The following is an 18031-nucleotide window of genomic DNA, read 5'->3' as shown; positions in this document are numbered from 1 at the left end:
TGCGCATAAGAGCAGTTTCTCCTCTTTTTTTATAAGGTCTTTTCTACTTCAGTGATGACTTTTTTCATTATCGCTATAAGTTCATCTTCAGAAAGGCATTTGCTCTCTACAATGAGGGTGGTCTGTTCAGGAAGACGAACAGAAAGGGCACCGCCTATATGGGGATACCATTCAAGCAAGGCCTCATATTTTTCTACCGAAAGGGTTCGATACGTAGCGCCAAAACCTATAGGACGGTCGTTTGTGTCAATTTGGGCATCTGGGAGGTAAAGATCGCCACTTCCGGTACCGGAGAGCAAAATGACGTCAAAATTTCGTCTGTCTTGTGCGACATAGGATCTTTTCAGCCAGATGCCATAATTTCCTGAGGGAGCTGTCAGAGGCTGAGAAAAAAGGGGGCCGCCTGCCCACCTTTCCAGTTCTGGCAGATCTGTGACTTTTGCCCAACCCGTTCCTGATACGGCCATGAGCGTTATAAGAGTTAAAGTAATAATCTTGCGAAAAAATGTCATTATTTTCCCTTCTTTCATGAATACTTCTTTGTTGCCATTCTATCAAAAAAGTTGTTCCCCTTCCTTTTGTCCATCTTAAAATCATGCTATCATTTTCCAATTTAGTATTTGTCATGTTACAATATTAGAATTTCTATGACCAGGAGGAATACCTGTGTATCGTTTTATTTTAAAAGTATATGGCTGTCAGATGAATGTCTATGATGGCGATAAGCTTCGTACAGCCCTGATCCGGAACGGTTGGCAGGAAACATCAGAAGAGGAAGCGGATATTGTTATTTTCAATGGTTGCAGCATTCGAGCCAAGGCGGAGCATAAAGTGTGGAGTGAACTCGGCCGTTATGGAGAGAGCTGGAGCGATAAAAAGAAACCCTTTGTTGCCGTAACAGGATGCATTGCCCAGCGCCTGGGAAGTGCCATGATGACTCGTTTCCCATGGGTGCGCCTGGTGGGCGGTCCTCGCCATATCGGCGATCTTCCTGAAGCACTTGAGCGTGTAATGGCAGGAGAGAGAGTGAGCCTTCTTGATGAAGACTCAAGGGCTTTTGTAGACCTTGCAGTTCCTCCTATAGAGAGGGTAAATCCATGGAAAGCCTATGTAACCATTGCCCATGGTTGCGATAATTTTTGTACCTATTGTATTGTGCCCTATGTAAGGGGGCGCTTTGTATCCCGCTTTCCTGAAGATATACTTGTGGAAATACGGGGACTTGTAGAGGATGGGGTAAAAGAGATTACCCTTCTCGGACAAAATGTAAATAGTTACGGTCAGGATTTTAAGAATGGTTACACTTTTTCTTCCCTCCTGCGGGATGTAGCCGCCATTGACGGATTGCCTCTTATTCGTTTTGTAACGTCTCATCCAAAGGATTTCACTCCAGATATAGTGGAAGTGATGGCCCATCATCCTAAAATCTGTCCATCGATAAATCTTCCCATTCAATCGGGCAGTGACCGTATTCTGAAAAAAATGAATCGAAAATATACTCTTGCCAAATACAGAGAAACTGTTTCTGTTATCCGAAACGCCCTTCCCGAAGTAGGCCTTACAAGTGACCTTATCGTAGGGTTTCCAGGAGAGACAGAAGAAGATTTTCAGGCTTCTGTAGCTGCATTGCATGAATTTAGGTATGACCTTGTCCATACGGCCGCTTATTCCCCACGGGAAGGAACAGCGGCTTCGACAATGGAAGATCAGATTGACCAGGACGTAAAAATGAAACGGCTCAATACTGTAAACGCGGTACAGTCAGAGATTGCCCTTCAGATAAACCGGGGTCTTGTTGGTAAAAGATATAAAATTCTCATTGATGACTGGGCCCCTAAGGGAGAATCTCTTGTTCAGGGGCGGACACCTGGCGATAAAGTCGTAATAATGGAGGGGACGGAAGAGTTCATTGGCCGGTTTGCCCTGGTTTCCATTACATCTGCAGAAAATTGGTGTCTTCATGGAGAGGTGATTTCGATCATTGATTAATGAAAGAACGAAAGCCCTGCTTTTTTTTGCGGCGGGTGTTCTCTGTCTTGCCTTAGCCGGCCTTCTCATAGTGACCTTTAAGGGACGATGGGAAGCTGGCTCACCTACTGTTGTTGCTGGGGCTCTGCCTGTAACTTCACCAGCAACAAAGGAGTCAGCAGATGCTCTTCCCCAAAGCAGTGAATGGGTAGTATATATTACTGGACACGTACAAAGACCTGGCGTCTACCATGTCTTACCGGCATCAAGGGTTTATCATGCCGTCGATATGGCTGGGGGATTTGCATCATCAGCTGATCCTGAGGCAGTCAACCTTGCCACCCCTCTAGAGGATGGGATGCATATACATGTTCCCGGCAAAGGAGAAGGCGCCGGGCAAAAGCCGGCATCGCCATCGTCGAGGCAGAACTCAGATTCTTCAGCTATGAAAAAAGTAAACATAAACAGAGCTTCAGAAGAAGAGCTGCAGGCTCTTCCTGGAGTAGGGCCTTCCACAGCTGGTTCTATTGTGCGTTATAGAGAATCTCAGGGGTTATTCAATGGGATAGAAGATTTGTTGCGAGTTCGGGGTATAGGCCCGGCTAAATTTGAAAAAATACGTCACATGGTAACAGTGAATCAATGACGGCTCCCGGCAGGATGCCGGCCCTATTCTCTCTTGCCGGCATTTGTCTGGCTCTCTTGGTACTGCAACAGGGAATACCCCTTTTTATCTTTCCCCTTGTAGCCATGTCTGGTACTTTGGCACTCGTTCTCCTTTTTACCACTCAGGAAAAACCAGGCTATTGGAAAGGAGTTACGTTAGTTGTTCTTGTCGCAGGGGTTGGGAGCGCCTACATCTCTTCAAGGCTTTCTACAGATTTTCTTCACCCCGGGGAAACATTTCAAGGGCAAGGGTACATTTTACTCGAGCGCCCCTGGGGGAGAAGACGTGCCCTCCTAATACGAACTAAAAAAGGAACGTTCCTGGCGAAGATACCATCACAACATGGATTTATTGCCGGAGACACTGTAGAGGTAGCTGGAACGATGCTCTCTCTTCCCTCTTCGAAAAAAAGCCGTTCTTTTCATGAAGATAGATACTGGAAGGCGAGAGGGGCGATGGCCGAGATCGTTATAGGCAAGGTAGAGAAAATAGAATCCTGCCGTCAGTTTTCTCTGTCAGGCTGGCGGAATATGCTAGTAAAAAGAATACTCCTGACTCAGCCCCCCCGCACTCGGGGATATCTTGCAGCTGCCTGGACAGGAATGAAATCGCCCTTGCTGAGCAGCCAGCATGAGAGGTGGGGGACAAGCCATCTTCTTGCTGTTTCCGGTTTTCATGTTTCCCTCTTTGTTTCCGGCCTGCTCTTTCTTTTGCGTTCATGCTTAGGAAGAGGATTTATTATTTCTTGGGCAATGTGGGGCTATGTATTGATAGCCGGAGCAGCGCCGAGCGCTCTGAGAGCTGCTTTAATGATGCAAATCGCCCTTATTGGGCGATGTCGCGGCAGGCCGTCGCAAGCTGTCAATACTGTTTCTTTGGCAGGAATGGCCCTCCTTTTTTGGCGCCCATGGTGGTTTTGGGACCTGGGGTGGCAGCTTTCCATGGTGGCTGCTCTTATTATAGCTGCCGCCCTCGAACGGGGCCTTTCCCCTGTGTGGTGGCTGAGTGTGGGGCCAGCTATCTGGGTAACTACCCTTCCATTGGCAGCGCCAATCTTCGGAGATGTGCCTCTGGCCGGCATTGTTACCAATCTTTCTGCCGGACCGGTGTTCGGGGTCCTTTATCCTCTGGCTTCCTTTTTGGCATTGCCTTCCCTTTTGGCTTTGCCATGGGGAAATTGGGCGTCACAAGGGGCGGAAGGACTTTTTATTCTTTGGGAAACCTGGGCAGATTCCATTAGTCGGCTTATTCCGGTCTATGTTCCATGGACTCCCTTCTGGACTGCCTTTGCGGCAGGGCTTCTGCCTCTTTTGATAGCTCGTTCCCTGAGGCTTTCATGGAGGCATTCTCTGGCGGCATCATTGCTGTTACAATGTGTTATGTTATGGATAGTGATGTAATGTTTTAATCAAAACTCCCCTGGGGGGTGACGAGGATGCTGCTTGTTTTAGACGTAGGCAATACAACCACTGTTGTTGGTGTTTATAGTCAAAAAACCCTAATAGTCCATTGGCGCCTTGTTTCTGAAAGGCACACTTCTGATGAATTGGGAATATATTTGCGGAACTTGATGCAATTCGCGTCTATCCCTCATGGAGATATCCATGGGGCGATCTCATCGAGTGTCGTTCCCTCCCTTGACTGTGTCATTCAAGAGGGAGTTTCGCAATATTTCAATGGCATTGAATGTTTGCGAGTTTCCTCCACCCTCGACCTGGGCATGGAAGTGCGCTACGCAGCCCCTCATGAAGTTGGGGCAGACCGTCTGGTCAACGCAGTGGCAGGCCGAGACCGTTACGGAGCACCACTTATCGTTATTGATTTTGGAACGGCCATAACTCTCGACATCATTTCACCAGATGGAGCTTATCTTGGAGGAACTATTTCCCCGGGACTGGTTTCTGGAATGGAAGCTCTTTTCGGTCGTACTGCTAAATTGCCTCAGGTTTCTCTGGAGGCTCCGTTAAATGTTATAGGCAAAAACACCATGGAGTCCATACAGGCTGGACTTATGTACGGAAATGCCGGCCTCGTGGATTTTCTTGTACGTAAAACCTGGGAAAGCCTGGGTACCCGTTGTAAAGTAGTAGCTACCGGCGGTCATGCGGAAGCTATTGCTAAAATATCAGAAACCATTGAAACGGTAGATCAGTGGCTAACGTTGGAAGGATTGCGAATCATATATGAAAGAAACATTTCCTAAGGCGGTAGGCGGCATAACTCTTGAATCTCCTCTTATTTTAGCCCCCATGGCAGGGGTAACCATTCCTCCTTTGAGGCTATTTTTTAGAAAGCTCGGGGCAGCCGCAACCCATACAGAGATGGTAAGTTGCGCGGGGCTGATGCGAAGCAACACTAAATCCGGGAATATGCTCGAGATTTGCCATAAGGAAGAACCTGTGATCCTGCAGCTCTTTGCCGGTGATACGAAAACTCTTTTAACAGCGGCGGAGAAGGCCATGTCAGAAGCGCCTGGCAGATTTGCCGCTCTAGGGATCAACATGGCCTGCCCTATGCCCAAAGTTCTTAAAAAGGGGGCAGGTTCCCGTTTGCTCGAAGACCCAGAAAAAGCGACATCTATGGTGAAATCGCTGAAAGAACTGGGTGCCCCTGTCTGGGTTAAAACCCGAATATATTCGGAGCGGGGATTTTCTATGACGGCGTCATTTTGTGAAAAACTGCTCTCTGCCGGAGCAGATAACGTCTGTGTGCATGGTCGTACCCCTTCCCAGCGGTATGCGGGGGTGGCTAATCGCCAGAGTGTATTTGACCTGGCTGAAACCTTTCCAGATATGATTAGTGCCAGCGGGGATGTTTTTACCCCCCAAGAAGCCTTGGATTATCTGGAAAAAAGATGCGTTTCCGTTTTTATAGCCCGAGGGGCCTTGAAAGATCCATTTATTTTTCCACAGACACTGGCAGCTTTGGGCTTTTCGGTAGATAATAGATTGTTATGTCCTTCAATAGGGTTGCAAATATCTTTGCTTGTTGAGTTGGGGGACCATATAGCAGAAATGGCCAGCCCCAGACTGGCTGAAATTTTGATAAAGCGGCTTCTCTCCGGTATGTTTAAGAGCATTCCTGGAATAGCAGAACTTCGAAGGGACTGCGCATGTCTACATGGCTGGAACGCACTTCGGGATCTCATGAGCGGCTGCGAGCACTATTTCGAAAGGAGAGACATGTTGTGTCGGCCAACTTAGAAATCAAAACAGAAGAAATTGCTCTGCCAGAGGAAGAAATTTTTCGTCAAAGAAAAGAAAAACTGGCAAGGCTAAGAGAAGAGGAGGGCTATGATCCTTTCCTTATAGAGCGATGGGAGCGGTCAGATCTATTGAATGATGTTCGCCAACGCTTTGATCATCTTGAAATAGATGAAGCAGATGAGGATGCAATCCTTTCTGTAGCAGGCCGTGTAATGACCCTCCGCAAACACGGAAAGGCCATGTTTGCGAACCTCCAGGACGAAACAGATACCATGCAGCTTTATTTCCAGCTTAATGCCATGGGAGAAGAAGCTTATGACTTCGCGAAAAAATGGGTGGATAACGGAGATTTTGTTGGCGTTGTCGGCATCCCCTTCAGAACAAGGCGGGGTGAGCTCACAATTCTCGTAAAGGAGAGCACCCTTCTTTCCAAGGTCCTCCGTCCTCTTCCGGAAAAATGGCATGGACTGAAAGACACAGAGGTTCGCTATCGTCAACGGTATCTCGATTTAATGGTTAACACTGATGTAAGGGATACTTTCAGAAAGAGATCCGATATTATTGCTTCTATGAGAAAGACCCTTATAGATCATGGGACTCTGGAAGTTGAAACGCCCATTCTTTCTTTTTTGGCTGGAGGAGCGAATGCCCGTCCCTTCCAGACCTACCATAATGCCCTTGATGCGAACATGTACCTTCGCATTGCTACGGAGCTATACCTCAAACGTCTTGTGGTGGGGATGTTTGGCCGAGTCTTTGAAATTGGCAAAAACTTTAGGAACGAAGGCATTGACACGATGCACAATCCTGAGTTTACTCTCATGGAAGTATATTGGGCCTACGCTGATTACTCCGACATGATGGATCTTACTGAAGAGCTCGTTCGAAATGCGGCGTTGGCAGTTGATGGTCTTGTTGTCAATTATCAGGGAATCGAGCTTGATTTCAGCAAACCCTTCCGCAGGGTGTCCATGCTCAACCTTGTTAAAGAGTATACGGGAATAGACTTTAAAACCATAAAGACTGATGAAGAAGCGCGGAAAATTGCCAATGAAAAGGGAGTGGAGCTCAAGGGCTCGGAGAGCCGGTTTGCAGTACTGAACGAAGTTTTCGAAGCCTACGTAGAAGATAAACTTGTGCAACCTACGTTTGTTATAGGTCACCCCACAGAGATTTCCCCTCTGGCGAAGAGAGATCCTGAAGATCCTGATTACACCCATCGTTTTGAGCTTTTTATTTGTGGTTCAGAAGTGGCAAATGCCTATAGCGAACTGAACGACCCCCTCGATCAGAGAGAGCGTTTCCTTGACCAGCTTCGTAAAAAAGAAGCGGGAGATGAGGAGGCCCACGTTTTCGATGAGGACTTCATTAACGCAATTGAATGCGGCTTGCCTCCTACAGGGGGACTTGGCATAGGGATTGACCGTCTTGTCATGTTCTTAACGGACTCCCGCTCAATACGAGACGTCATTCTCTTCCCAGCCATGCGTCCAAAAGCGTAAAGGGGAGGCTTGTTTCAGTGGATCGGAGGGAAGCTCTGCAACGTATCGAAGCTCTGCGGGAAGAAATCAATCGCCATGCCCATCTCTACTATGTTCTCGATACCCCGGAAATAGCAGACCATGAGTATGATGCTCTCTTCAGGGAATTGGCCTCTTTAGAAGAAGCTTTCCCTGAATTTGACGATCCTGATTCTCCCACACACCGCGTTGGAGGAGCCCCCCTTGACCGTTTCGAGAAAGTGATTCATGAGAGCCCCCTTCTCAGCCTTGATAATGCTTTGTCTAAAGAAGAGGTATGGTCGTTCTGTGACCGTGTCTTTTCTGGGTTGGGACTTGGCAATCTGGAGTATCTTTGCGAACTGAAAATAGATGGTTTGGCTGTTTCTCTTATTTATGAGGATGGTGTTTTTATCCGGGGAGCCACTCGCGGCGATGGGCTGGTAGGGGAAGATGTAACGGCAAACTTGAGAACGATCCGTTCTTTGCCTCTCCGTCTCAGAGAGAAGGTTTCGGGCCGCATGGAAGTCCGCGGAGAAGTGCTGATGACGAGGGAACAGTTTGCGGCGTTGAACCAGGAACGGGAAGAAGGGGGAGAGCTCCTTTTCGCTAATCCGAGAAATGCCGCAGCCGGGAGCCTTCGTCAGCTTGACTCGTCAATTACAGCGTCGAGAAAACTCTCAATCTTTCTCTATTATGTAGCCCATCCCCAGGAGCATGGATTACGGACCCAGCAAGAGGTTCTCCATTGGCTTCAGCATTTGGGATTTCCAGTGCAGAGTGCATGGGGAGTATGCAGCACACGGCAGGATATTGACGCATTTATAGAGGAGTGGCGGGAAAAGCGACTCTCCCTGCCCTATAGTACTGATGGTGTAGTTCTGAAGATTAATCAGGTTGATTTCTGGGAAGATCTGGGCACCACAGCAAAAGCTCCTCGCTGGGCTATTGCTTTTAAATATCCGCCAGAGGAAAAAACAAGCAGAATCCTCGATATAGAGGTTTCTGTGGGCCGCACAGGGACTCTCACTCCAGTGGCCCACCTCGAACCGGTCCATCTTGCCGGAACTGTAGTGAGAAGGGCCAGCTTGCATAATGAGGATGAAATTCGCAGAAAAGATATTCGCATAAAAGATAAAGTAGTTGTTCGTAAAGCAGGTGAGATCATCCCGGAAGTGGTAAGGGTTCTGACAGAGGGACGGGATGGAAATGAAGTTGAGTTCCAGATGCCTGATACATGTCCTGCCTGCGGATCCCATGTCATGCGAATCCCTGGTGAAGTTGCCCTGCGGTGTCCTAACAGGGCGTCGTGCCCGGCCCAGCTTCGTGAAGGAATTGCTCATTTTGCTTCAAGAGCAGCCATGGACATTCGTGGACTGGGAGATAAACTAATTACGCAGCTTGTAGACAGGCAGCTTATTAGGAACATGGCTGACCTTTACACGTTGAAGCGTGAAGACTTGCTTTCCCTGGATAGAATGGGGGAGAAATCTGCTTCAAACCTGTTGGAAGCTTTGAGTGTTTCTAAGAACAGATTTCTTTCAAATCTCATAACGGCTCTGGGAATTCGTCTTGTCGGGAAAAAAGTGGCAGAAATACTTGCCGATCGTTTCCATAGCCTTGATGCTTTATCGTCAGCCCAGGAAGAGGGACTTTCTTCTATAGATGGGGTTGGTCCCAAGATAGCGGCTTCTATAAAGGCTTTTTTTGACGATGAAGCGAACAAAGAGATGATTTCGCGCCTTAAGGACGCTGGAGTTAGGGTGGTAGAAGAAAAAAGCATGTCAAGCGTGGAGGGTCCCCTCGAAGACCAGCGTTTTGTTTTTACAGGTGAACTTCAATCCATGTCCAGGGGAGAGGCTGAAGCCCTTGTAAAGAACCTTGGAGGGGCGAGTTCATCCAGTGTAAGCAAGAAAACGTCGATAGTGGTGGCTGGTCCAGGTGCTGGCAGCAAGCTGCAGAAAGCCAGGGAACTTGGCATAACCATTATAAATGAGGAAGAGTTCTTACAAATGATCCGCCCTTACGAGAGGGTATTTTCGAAACATACGGATAGTATTGAGAAGGAGGAGTGACCATGGCGGTCTCAGCAGATGATATTCGGCATGTTGCGGCCCTTGCCCGTCTTGAAATAACAGAAGACGAAGTTCAGGCCATGCACCAGCATTTCGAAGAAATAATGACTTATTTCAATAGGCTTAATGAACTTGACCTCGAAGGGATAGATGCCTTTGCCCTCAAGGTGGAAGAAAATATTCCGTGGAGAGAAGACAGAGCTATAGACAGCTCTGTACGGGAGGATGTTTTGGCTGAAGCTCCTCATCGTTATGAAGATTTCTTCCGGGTTCCCCGGATAGTGGAGGAGGAGTGACATGAAACTCTATGAACTTTCCGCTGCCCAAATAACCCGAGGCATTCATGAGGGGAAATTCTCAGCCAGTGAGGTCTTTCTATCATGTTTGGCCAGGGCAGAGGTGCTAGAGCCTCAGATATCGGCTATGCTCACTATCACTGAAGAGTCAGGCATGGCCCAGGCCAAGGCTGTAGACGAAGCCGTGGCGTCGGGGAAAAAACTTCCTCCCCTTGCTGGAGTTCCTTTTGTAGTAAAGGACAACATGTGTACCAAGGGAATTCCAACCACCTGCGCCAGTAAAATGCTGATGCAGTGGAAACCTCCCTATAACGCGACAGTTATAGAATTGCTGGCCGAAGCTGGGGCAGTACTTATGGGAAAGACCAACCTCGACGAGTTTGCCATGGGGGGAACTACGGAACACTCTGTTTATGGTGCAACATCCAACCCATGGAAGCTTGACTGCGTCCCAGGCGGCAGTTCAGGCGGAAGCGCAGCTTCTGTTTCCGCAGGATATGTTCCTTTCAGCCTCGGAAGCGATACAGGCGGGTCTATTCGCCAACCAGCCGCTTTTTGCGGTATTTATGGCTTCAAGCCAACATACGGACTTGTAAGCCGACGGGGTCTTGCGGCTTTTGCTTCATCCCTCGACCAGATAGGTCCCTTTGCTCGGACAGTGGAGGATCTGGCCCTCGTACTCAATGCCATCTCTCAGAAAGATGAGCTTGACTCCACATGCAGTTGCCGTCCTCGTCCAGATTATACCAAGGCTCTCAATGCAGAGTCCCTCAAAGGGAGAAGGGTCGGCGTTATAAAAGAAATACAGGAGTATGCCATAGATCCCGAGGTCAGGAAGGCTTTTGATCAGACACTGAAGTTTTGCGAAAGGCAGGGGGCTGAAATTGTCGAGATCACACTTCCCACAATGGTGGAATACGGCTTGCCCTGTTATTACATTCTGGCACTGGCAGAAGCGAGTTCTAACCTGGCTCGCTTTGATGGAGTGCGGTATGGCTTGAGCACCGATGCAGAGTCTCTTCTCGATCTCTATACGAAGACCAGGGCCCAGGGATTTGGCCTTGAAGTCAAACGGCGTATTCTGGTGGGGACCTACGTGTTAAGTTCGGGATACTATGATGCCTACTACCTGGTGGCTCAGAAGGCCAGGCAGCTCATAAAACAGGAGTTTGTAAAAGCCTTTGGCTCCGTGGATACCATACTTCTTCCTACAGCGCCATCACCTGCCTTTAAAAAAGGAGAACTCATCAACGATCCTATCCAGATGTACATGGCCGATATCTTTACATTGCCAGTCAACCTGGCCGGACTTCCAGCCCTCTCTCTTAACGCAGGGTTCTCCGCTGACGGCCGGCCTCTTGGCGTACAGTTTATCGGCCAGTGGTGGGATGAAGAAGGGTTGCTGTCCACAGCTTCCCTGCACGAGAAAACCTTCGGTTGTGCACCTATTGCCCAGGGAGGTGTTCGCTAATGGCTGATTTAACTTTTAAACCTGTAATTGGTCTTGAGATCCACGTACAGCTTGCTACAAAGAGCAAACTCTTCTGCTCTTGCTCCACAGACTATATTGGAGTCGCCCCCAACACGAATGTGTGTCCAGCCTGTTTAGGCTTGCCAGGCAGCCTTCCAGCCCTTAATGCCAAAGCGGTAGAATACGGAGTTAAGGCAGCCTTGGCGCTGAACTGCACTATTAATACAGCTACGCGGTTCCATAGGAAGAATTATTTTTACGCGGATTTGCCCAAAGCCTATCAGATCAGCCAGTATGATCTCCCCATCGCTGAAAAAGGATATGTGGATGTTTCCACAGAAGAAGGGGGAAGTTACCGGATAGGCATCACGAGACTTCACCTTGAAGAGGACGCTGGAAAGCTTGTACATGAGGCATCAGACGGGCGTCTCGTAGGAGCCGATCAGTCTTTTGTGGATTACAACAGAGGCGGCATTCCCCTGGCAGAAATAGTTTCGGAGCCGGACATCCGGTCTGCGGCAGAAGCGAAGGAGTATGTAACACGCCTTCGCCAGCTTGTTCGGTACCTCGGCGTTTCTGATGGCGACATGGAAAAAGGGTCTTTGCGGGTGGATGCCAATATATCAGTCAAATGTTCCGATGGACGATGGGGGAACCGCGCAGAAATAAAGAACCTGAACTCCCTTCGAGCCCTTGAGCGAGCTCTCGAATATGAAATAAAACGACAGAGTCAGCTTTTGGCGGAGGGTGAGGAAATAACTCAGGAAACCCGTCACTGGGATGATGTGGAAGGCGTGACAAGGGCAACCCGAAGCAAAGAGGAAGCGCATGACTACCGCTATTTCCCTGAACCTGACCTTCCCCCTTTGATTCTTCCGGAAGGGTATGTTGAGAAAGTTAGAAACACGTTGCCTGAACTTCCATGGCAGAAGATGGAGCGTTTTATGTCTTCTTATGAGTTGAATGAAACCGATGCCATGATTCTTTCAGAGCATATGGCTCTTGCGGATTTTTATGAAGCTTGCGTCGAGGCCGGTGCAAGCCCCCTTCGAGCTTCTAACTGGGTTCGAACGGAAGTGCTGCGAGTCATGAACGAGCAAAAAATTGATATTACGGAATTTCCAGTAGATGCTGCTGCGCTTGCCCAACTTATCGCAAAAGTTGATGACAACAAAATTTCAACAACTGCTGCGAGAGAAGTTTTTGATACAATGGCGGCAAAGAAGGTCTCTCTTGAGGAAGCCATGAAAATCTGTGGAGTAGAGGAAGGGGGAATTTCTGGCTCCGATCTTGAGAAAATGATACGCAACATCCTTGAAAACAATACTGATGTGGTGGAAACCATCAAGAGCGGCCAGGATAAAAAGGGTAAAAAGCAGAAATTCCTTCAGGGACTCATTATGAAAGAAGCCCGAGGACAGACTGACCCCAGAGAAGCTGCTTCACTTTTGGCGAAACTTCTAGAAGAATAGAGCAGAAAGGGCAGGGAGCCCGTTCCCTGTCCTTCTCTTTATTGACTATCCTTATAGCTATGCGTAAGATGATACGGTGTAAATCAAAACAAAAAATCTGCCGGCTTGCTGTCTGAGTTGCTGAAGTGGTAGCAGTCGGGTGTAATAGAGGAGGTAGTAGGGTATGGGAACGCGCAAACCTGAAGACATTAGAAGTGTTGCCATTGCAGCTCACGGTGGGGCCGGAAAGACATCCCTTGTAGAAGCGATACTCTTCTCAAATGGCGACATAAACCGTATGGGGAATGTCGTAGACGGCAACACCGTCGCAGATTTTGGAGCAGAGGAGCAGAAGCGACAGATTTCCATTAATACTGCACTTGTTACATTGGAGCGGAACGGGAAAAGACTCTATCTTCTCGACACGCCAGGATTCGCTGATTTCATTGGTGAAATGCGTTCAGCTATGAGAGTCTCAGACTCTGCTTTGGCTGTAGTGAGCGGTCTCCATGGTGTAGAAGTCCAGACAGGAAAGGCCTACGAGTATGCTGAGGATTTTTCTATACCGGTTGCTTTCGTAGTAAGCAAGCTTGACCGTGAAAACTCGGACTATGCAAGAACTCTAGACGATATTAAAAAGCAGTTATCTGACAAGGCAGTCCCCTTTTTCCTCCCTATAGGGAAAGAAGCATCATTCAAGGGGGTTGTGGACATATTGAACCAGAAGGCCTATGAGTACGTTACAGATGGGTCAGGTTCATTCAAAGAGATTTCTATCCCTGCAGAGATGGTTGATGAAGTATCAGCTGCCAGGGAATCCCTAATAGAATCCGTTGTAGAAGCTGATGATGAAGTTATGATGATGTATCTCGAAGGAGACGAGATCTCTCATGAGGAAATCGTTAAAGTTGCAAGAAAAGCCATTCGAGAACGTCAGATTTTCCCGGTTCTCCCTGCGTCAGGGACAGCCAATATAGGTGTCCACCAAGTTCTCGATTTCCTGGGCGACATGTTTCCTTCCCCACTGGAATCACGCCCCCGCCAGGCTCTTAAGGGCGATGAAGTTATTAATATCGATCCTGATCCTGAAGCTCCTTTCTCAGCCCTGTGCTTCAAGATCATGGTCGACCCCTATGTAGGAAAACTTTCATATATCAGAGTTAATTCAGGACATCTATCCAGTGACAGCAGTATTTATAATGTTACTCGGGAGGAAGAGGAGCGTATCAGTTCCTTTAAGGCCATGAGGGGTAAAGATGGCCAGGATGAAAAAGAAATCATTCTCGGCGATATCATAGCCATTCCCAAGCTCCACAGCACACAGGTAGGGGATACGCTGGGAGTGAAGAGTACCGCTTATACCTTCCCCCCAATCAAGTTCCCTAGACCCGTCTATAGCGTTGCCGTTATGGCAAAGAGCAGGGCAGATGAAGATAAGCTTTCCAATGCACTCCACAAAATTCTGGAAGAGGACCCCGTTCTTACCTTCGCTAAGAACCCAGAGACAGGAGACAATGTCCTCTCCGGCATGGGTGATATGCATATTGAAATCCTCCTCTCCCGTATCCGTGAAAGATATGGAGTGGAACTTGAAACCAGAACACCTCAGGTTCCCTATAGAGAAACGATCAGAAAGACAGCAGAAGCCCAGGGAAAATATAAGAAACAGACTGGTGGACGGGGACAGTACGGCGATGTCCACATTCGCTACAAACCTCTCGAACGGGGTGCGGGATTTGTATTTGAAGACCAGGTAGTAGGCGGGGCCATCCCCAAGGGCTTTATCCCAGCTGTAGAAAAAGGATTGCGGGAAGCCCTGGTCAAAGGACCTCTGGCTGGATTCCCCACAGTAGACTTCAAAGCAGAGCTTTTCTTCGGGTCTTACCACGATGTAGACAGCTCTGAAATGGCCTTTAAGATAGCGGCTTCCATGTCATTCAAAAAAGGCATTCTTGAAGCCAGCCCTGTACTTCTTGAGCCCATTATGTTAGTTGAAGTCGTTGTTCCGGAAGATTACCTTGGCGACGTCATGGGAGACATGAACAGCCGCCGCGGACGAATTCTTGGAATCGACAGCCATGGCCGTCTGCAGGTGGTTCGAGTTCAGGTTCCCCTTTCTGAAATGTTTAAATACGCCATAGTGCTTCGGTCTATGACCTCCGGAAGAGGTACTTTTACAATGGAATTCGACCATTACGAAGAAGTACCTGGAGATGTTTCTAAGAAAGTTATTGAAGAGCATAAGAAAGAAGAAGAAGAGGAATAAAATAGAACATTTTTCTTAAAAATGGATATAAAGAACCAGGGCCTCGACTTTTAAGTCAAGGCCCTGGTTCTTATTCGGTATGCTTTTTAGCCGAGTTATTTAGAAAAGTAGAGTTATCGGTTTTTCTGATCTTCGCAGAAGAATTTCCACATGGTTGCTTCTGCCAGATCGGGATTGAGCTTTCCTTCAGATAGCACATGTTTCCACGCTCGTTCTGTTAAAGACCCAATATACTTTTCAAAGTCCGAATTGTTACGCCGAGCTGCTATCTCCAATGTCCTTACGCGAAAATCTTCCCATTTTGAAGCCTTTTTCTCATCAATAGACATCTCAGCATCCCTCCTCAGCTTCTGTAAAAGAAGACTTTTCTCTTACTTGCCAGCAGCTTTCTTCTCTGTAATGTACTTGTCTATGGCTTCTGCAGCTTTCTTCCCTGCACCCATGGCAAGAATGACAGTAGCGGCACCTGTTACAATATCTCCGCCGGCGAAGACCCATTCAGGATCTGCCTGGCCCGTTTCGGGATCAGCGTCAATGTAACCTTTTTTGTTGAGCTTCAGCTCTTGGAAGGCACTAAGCAGCACTTTGTTGGGGCCCTGCCCAATAGCTTCGATAATGGTATCTGCTTCGATTGTAAACTCGCTGCCCTTGATTTCCTGAGGCCGTCTGCGGCCAGATGCGTCAGGTTCGCCAAGTTCCATGCGGATGCATTTCACTCCAACTATGTTTCCAGTCTCGCTTCCTACATACTCCACAGGATTGGTAAGCCAGTTGAAAATCACGCCTTCTTCCACTGCATGGTGATATTCTTCGATACGAGCGGGGAGCTCTTCAAGGGAACGGCGATAGACAACCTGAACGCTCTTTGCTCCAAGGCGAAGAGCAGATCTGGCAGCATCCATGGCTACGTTTCCGCCGCCCACAACGACCACTTTTTCAGATTCTTTGGTGGGGGTGTCATATTTGGGGAACTCGTATCCGTGCATAAGGTTTATTCGGGTGAGATACTCGCTTGCGGAATAGACACCATTCAAGCTGGTTCCGGGAACCCCCATAAAGTGAGGAGTTCCAGCTCCTGTAGCGATGTAAACAGCATCGAAATGGCTCTGAAGCTCTTCGATGGTGACGCTTCGTCCTACGGCAACGTTAGTCTCGATCTTCACGCCAAGGGCCTTGATGTTATCTATTTCCCTGCGCACAATAGCTTTGGGAAGACGGAACTCGGGAATACCGTACATCAGCACGCCGCCAGCCGCGTGAAGAGCTTCGTAGACTGTAACCTTGTAGCCCATCTTGGCAAGGTCTCCGGCTACTGTAAGGCTTGAAGGCCCTGATCCCACAACGGCCACATTGCCCTTTGTCTGCTCAGGAACTTTAGGAGCGACCTTGCTGCCATGTTCTGCTTTCCAGTCGGCTATAAACCGCTCCATTTTGCCAATGGAAACAGGTTCGTATCCTTTGATTCTCCCTACAGTACAAACACCTTCACACTGTTTTTCCTGGGGGCAAACACGGCCGCAGACAGCAGGAAGGTTCGTATACTGACTGATAATGTCCCATGATTTCTCAAGGTCCTTTTCTTTAATGGCCTTCAGGAATCCGGGAATATCAATACTGACGGGGCAGCCTTTAATGCAGGGTGCATTCTTGCACTGAAGGCACCGAGCACTTTCGGCCACTGCCTCTTCAATGCTATAGCCAATAACAACGTCGTTAAAATTCTTAATTCGTTCCTCAGCGGACTGCTCAGGAACAGGAAGTCTTTTCGGGGCAATATCTAAAGCCATTACTCTTCACCCATTTCAGCCTTATATTTTTCCAAAGACATTTTCTCTTCGTCTTTGTACTGTCGCATGCGGTTCATAAACTCGTTCCAGTTCACGCCCCAGCCATCGAATTCTGGTCCGTCAACACAGGCGAATCTGATTTGGTCATGAATGGTTACCCGGCAACCGCCACACATACCTGTCCCATCGATCATGATTGGGTTCAATGACACGAACATGGGAATGTCGAGCTCTTTCGCTTTCAATGAGGCGAATTTCATCATGATGGAGGGTCCGATAGCCCATGACTGGTCAATTTTCACTCCGCGTTCAGCAAGCTCCACCATAGCATCGGTAACGACACCCTTCTTACCGGCAGATCCGTCGTCTGTGGTGATGAGAAGCTCATCTGAGTATTTCTCACACTCTTCTTTCATAATGACGAGATCTTTAGTTCTTCCGCCAAGGATCGTGTAAACCTTGTTTCCGGCTTCCTTCAACGCTCTGATAATGGGAAAAAGGGCTGCAATGCCAACTCCGCCTCCGACCATAAGAACAGTACCGTAATTTTTGATCTCGCTGGGCGTCCCCAGAGGGCCAAGAATATCGGTCAAACAGTCTCCCACGTTCATATCGGCGAACTCAGCTGTGGTTTTTCCAACGGTCTGAAAAATCATTCTAATCAGACCCTTCTCTCGGTCATAGTCTGCCACGGTGAGAGGGACACGCTCTCCCTGGGGGTTCGTGCGAATAATGACGAACTGCCCGGGCTTAACATGCCGCGCCACTCTCGGAGCCTCGACCCATACATCGAACTCCTTGGGAACGACAAGCTTTTTTGATATTATTTTGTACACTTTATTTCCTCCTTGTTTGCGAAGATATACTAGGGGTTATGTTATTAGGGGTTATGTTATCTGCTCTCAAGTTGATACATTATATGTTATATTTATTTTGTCAATACAAAATATGTTCCATTGTAACATCAAAAAAGCCCGTTTGTTTGTGGCTTTGTACAAAAATAAAAGACATGCTTTCTGGCTTGACGAATGAAGGGTGGCCTTGTAATATACCTATTAGGGGTATATATAAAAACCGTTCAGACGGAGGGATGTAAATAATGATTAAGGTTTATTCAACACCCACGTGTCCCTGGTGCACAAAAGCCAAGGAGTATCTTACTTCAAAAGGCGTAGAATTTGAAGTCGTTGACGTAGCAAAAGATAGAGAAGCCGCTATGGATATGGTAAAAAGAACCAAGCAGATGGGAGTGCCCGTTGTTCAGTTTGGCGATGTATACATTGTAGGTTTTGACAGAACGGCTATTGACGCTGAACTCGCCAAGATAGGAAAGTAATATGGAAAG

General features: G+C 48.0%; 16 protein-coding genes. 12 read left to right on the top strand and 4 right to left on the bottom strand.

The window, feature by feature from the left end; translation table 11 throughout:
• Positions 1-29: 29 nt before the first annotated feature.
• A complete protein-coding gene (locus tag AMICO_RS07050; protein ID WP_013048762.1) occupies positions 30-512 on the bottom strand; it encodes a hypothetical protein in 483 nt (160 codons plus the stop codon).
• Between the two features lie 154 nt (positions 513-666).
• Here AMICO_RS07050 and miaB point away from each other — a divergent pair, with 154 nt between their 5' ends.
• The 11 genes from miaB (at position 667) to fusA (ending at position 14899) form a co-directional block, all read left to right on the top strand.
• Positions 667-1989, top strand: coding sequence for a tRNA (N6-isopentenyl adenosine(37)-C2)-methylthiotransferase MiaB (gene miaB, locus AMICO_RS07045; protein WP_013048761.1), 1323 nt, complete (start codon positions 667-669; stop codon positions 1987-1989).
• Positions 1982-2614: a helix-hairpin-helix domain-containing protein gene (locus AMICO_RS07040; protein ID WP_013048760.1), complete on the top strand. Its 633-nt coding sequence runs from the start codon at positions 1982-1984 to the stop codon at positions 2612-2614. The genes miaB and AMICO_RS07040 overlap by 8 nt, the downstream gene beginning before the upstream one ends.
• Positions 2611-4035 carry a ComEC/Rec2 family competence protein gene (locus AMICO_RS07035; RefSeq protein WP_013048759.1) on the top strand — a complete coding sequence of 475 codons (1425 nt, stop codon included), beginning with the start codon at positions 2611-2613 and terminating at the stop codon, positions 4033-4035. Before AMICO_RS07040 ends, AMICO_RS07035 begins: the two co-directional genes overlap by 4 nt.
• 35 nt (positions 4036-4070) lie before the next feature.
• A complete protein-coding gene (locus AMICO_RS07030) occupies positions 4071-4838 on the top strand; it encodes a type III pantothenate kinase (RefSeq protein ID WP_013048758.1) in 768 nt (255 codons plus the stop codon).
• Positions 4819-5838, top strand: coding sequence for a tRNA dihydrouridine synthase (locus AMICO_RS07025; protein ID WP_013048757.1), 1020 nt, complete (start codon positions 4819-4821; stop codon positions 5836-5838). The genes AMICO_RS07030 and AMICO_RS07025 overlap by 20 nt, the downstream gene beginning before the upstream one ends.
• On the top strand, positions 5823-7343 hold the full coding sequence (gene lysS, locus AMICO_RS07020) for a lysine--tRNA ligase (RefSeq protein WP_013048756.1): 1521 nt from the start codon (positions 5823-5825) through the stop codon (positions 7341-7343). The genes AMICO_RS07025 and lysS overlap by 16 nt, the downstream gene beginning before the upstream one ends.
• Before the next feature lie 17 nt (positions 7344-7360).
• Positions 7361-9415, top strand: a complete 2055-nt coding sequence (gene ligA, locus AMICO_RS07015) for an NAD-dependent DNA ligase LigA (RefSeq protein ID WP_013048755.1) — start codon at positions 7361-7363, stop codon at positions 9413-9415.
• 2 nt (positions 9416-9417) lie between these two features.
• Entirely contained in the window at positions 9418-9711 is a 294-nt protein-coding gene (gene gatC / locus AMICO_RS07010) for an Asp-tRNA(Asn)/Glu-tRNA(Gln) amidotransferase subunit GatC (protein WP_013048754.1), read from the top strand.
• Position 9712: 1 nt separating this feature from the next.
• Entirely contained in the window at positions 9713-11182 is a 1470-nt protein-coding gene (gene gatA / locus AMICO_RS07005; RefSeq protein WP_013048753.1) for an Asp-tRNA(Asn)/Glu-tRNA(Gln) amidotransferase subunit GatA, read from the top strand.
• Positions 11182-12654 carry an Asp-tRNA(Asn)/Glu-tRNA(Gln) amidotransferase subunit GatB gene (gene gatB, locus AMICO_RS07000; RefSeq protein ID WP_013048752.1) on the top strand — a complete coding sequence of 491 codons (1473 nt, stop codon included), beginning with the start codon at positions 11182-11184 and terminating at the stop codon, positions 12652-12654. The genes gatA and gatB overlap by 1 nt, the downstream gene beginning before the upstream one ends.
• Positions 12655-12817: 163 nt before the next feature.
• Positions 12818-14899, top strand: a complete 2082-nt coding sequence (gene fusA / locus AMICO_RS06995; RefSeq protein ID WP_013048751.1) for an elongation factor G — start codon at positions 12818-12820, stop codon at positions 14897-14899.
• Between the two features lie 113 nt (positions 14900-15012).
• Here the strand turns inward: fusA and AMICO_RS06990 are convergent, their stop codons facing one another.
• The 3 genes from AMICO_RS06990 to AMICO_RS06980 are packed head-to-tail and all read right to left on the bottom strand — an operon-like array spanning position 15013 to position 17522.
• Positions 15013-15228, bottom strand: a complete 216-nt coding sequence (locus tag AMICO_RS06990; protein ID WP_013048750.1) for a hypothetical protein — start codon at positions 15226-15228, stop codon at positions 15013-15015.
• Between the two features lie 42 nt (positions 15229-15270).
• Positions 15271-16686, bottom strand: a complete 1416-nt coding sequence (gene gltA / locus AMICO_RS06985; protein ID WP_013048749.1) for an NADPH-dependent glutamate synthase — start codon at positions 16684-16686, stop codon at positions 15271-15273.
• Positions 16686-17522: a sulfide/dihydroorotate dehydrogenase-like FAD/NAD-binding protein gene (locus AMICO_RS06980; protein ID WP_013048748.1), complete on the bottom strand. Its 837-nt coding sequence runs from the start codon at positions 17520-17522 to the stop codon at positions 16686-16688. The genes gltA and AMICO_RS06980 overlap by 1 nt, the downstream gene beginning before the upstream one ends.
• A 263-nt stretch (positions 17523-17785) precedes the next feature.
• On the opposite strand from AMICO_RS06980, the gene AMICO_RS06975 reads away from it, so the two are divergent.
• On the top strand, positions 17786-18022 hold the full coding sequence (locus AMICO_RS06975; protein ID WP_013048747.1) for a glutaredoxin domain-containing protein: 237 nt from the start codon (positions 17786-17788) through the stop codon (positions 18020-18022).
• The last annotated feature ends 9 nt before the right edge of the window (positions 18023-18031 follow it).

The sequence above is a fragment of the Aminobacterium colombiense DSM 12261 genome (assembly GCF_000025885.1).
GTDB classification, from domain to species: Bacteria; Synergistota; Synergistia; order Synergistales; family Aminobacteriaceae; genus Aminobacterium; species Aminobacterium colombiense.
This window is presented reverse-complemented; position numbering and strand designations above follow the sequence as displayed.

What these genes read in the sequence shown, in the direction of transcription:
- gatC (WP_013048754.1), top strand. Translation starts at nt 9,418, where the DNA reads ATGGCGGTCTCAGCAGATGATATTCGGCATGTTGCGGCCCTTGCCCGT.
- AMICO_RS06990 (WP_013048750.1), bottom strand. Translation starts at nt 15,228, where the DNA reads ATGTCTATTGATGAGAAAAAGGCTTCAAAATGGGAAGATTTTCGCGTA.
- AMICO_RS07030 (WP_013048758.1), top strand. Translation starts at nt 4,071, where the DNA reads ATGCTGCTTGTTTTAGACGTAGGCAATACAACCACTGTTGTTGGTGTT.
- gatB (WP_013048752.1), top strand. Translation starts at nt 11,182, where the DNA reads ATGGCTGATTTAACTTTTAAACCTGTAATTGGTCTTGAGATCCACGTA.
- fusA (WP_013048751.1), top strand. Translation starts at nt 12,818, where the DNA reads ATGGGAACGCGCAAACCTGAAGACATTAGAAGTGTTGCCATTGCAGCT.
- AMICO_RS06975 (WP_013048747.1), top strand. Translation starts at nt 17,786, where the DNA reads ATGATTAAGGTTTATTCAACACCCACGTGTCCCTGGTGCACAAAAGCC.
- AMICO_RS07050 (WP_013048762.1), bottom strand. Translation starts at nt 512, where the DNA reads ATGACATTTTTTCGCAAGATTATTACTTTAACTCTTATAACGCTCATG.
- AMICO_RS07025 (WP_013048757.1), top strand. Translation starts at nt 4,819, where the DNA reads ATGAAAGAAACATTTCCTAAGGCGGTAGGCGGCATAACTCTTGAATCT.
- gatA (WP_013048753.1), top strand. Translation starts at nt 9,713, where the DNA reads ATGAAACTCTATGAACTTTCCGCTGCCCAAATAACCCGAGGCATTCAT.
- gltA (WP_013048749.1), bottom strand. Translation starts at nt 16,686, where the DNA reads ATGGCTTTAGATATTGCCCCGAAAAGACTTCCTGTTCCTGAGCAGTCC.
- AMICO_RS07035 (WP_013048759.1), top strand. Translation starts at nt 2,611, where the DNA reads ATGACGGCTCCCGGCAGGATGCCGGCCCTATTCTCTCTTGCCGGCATT.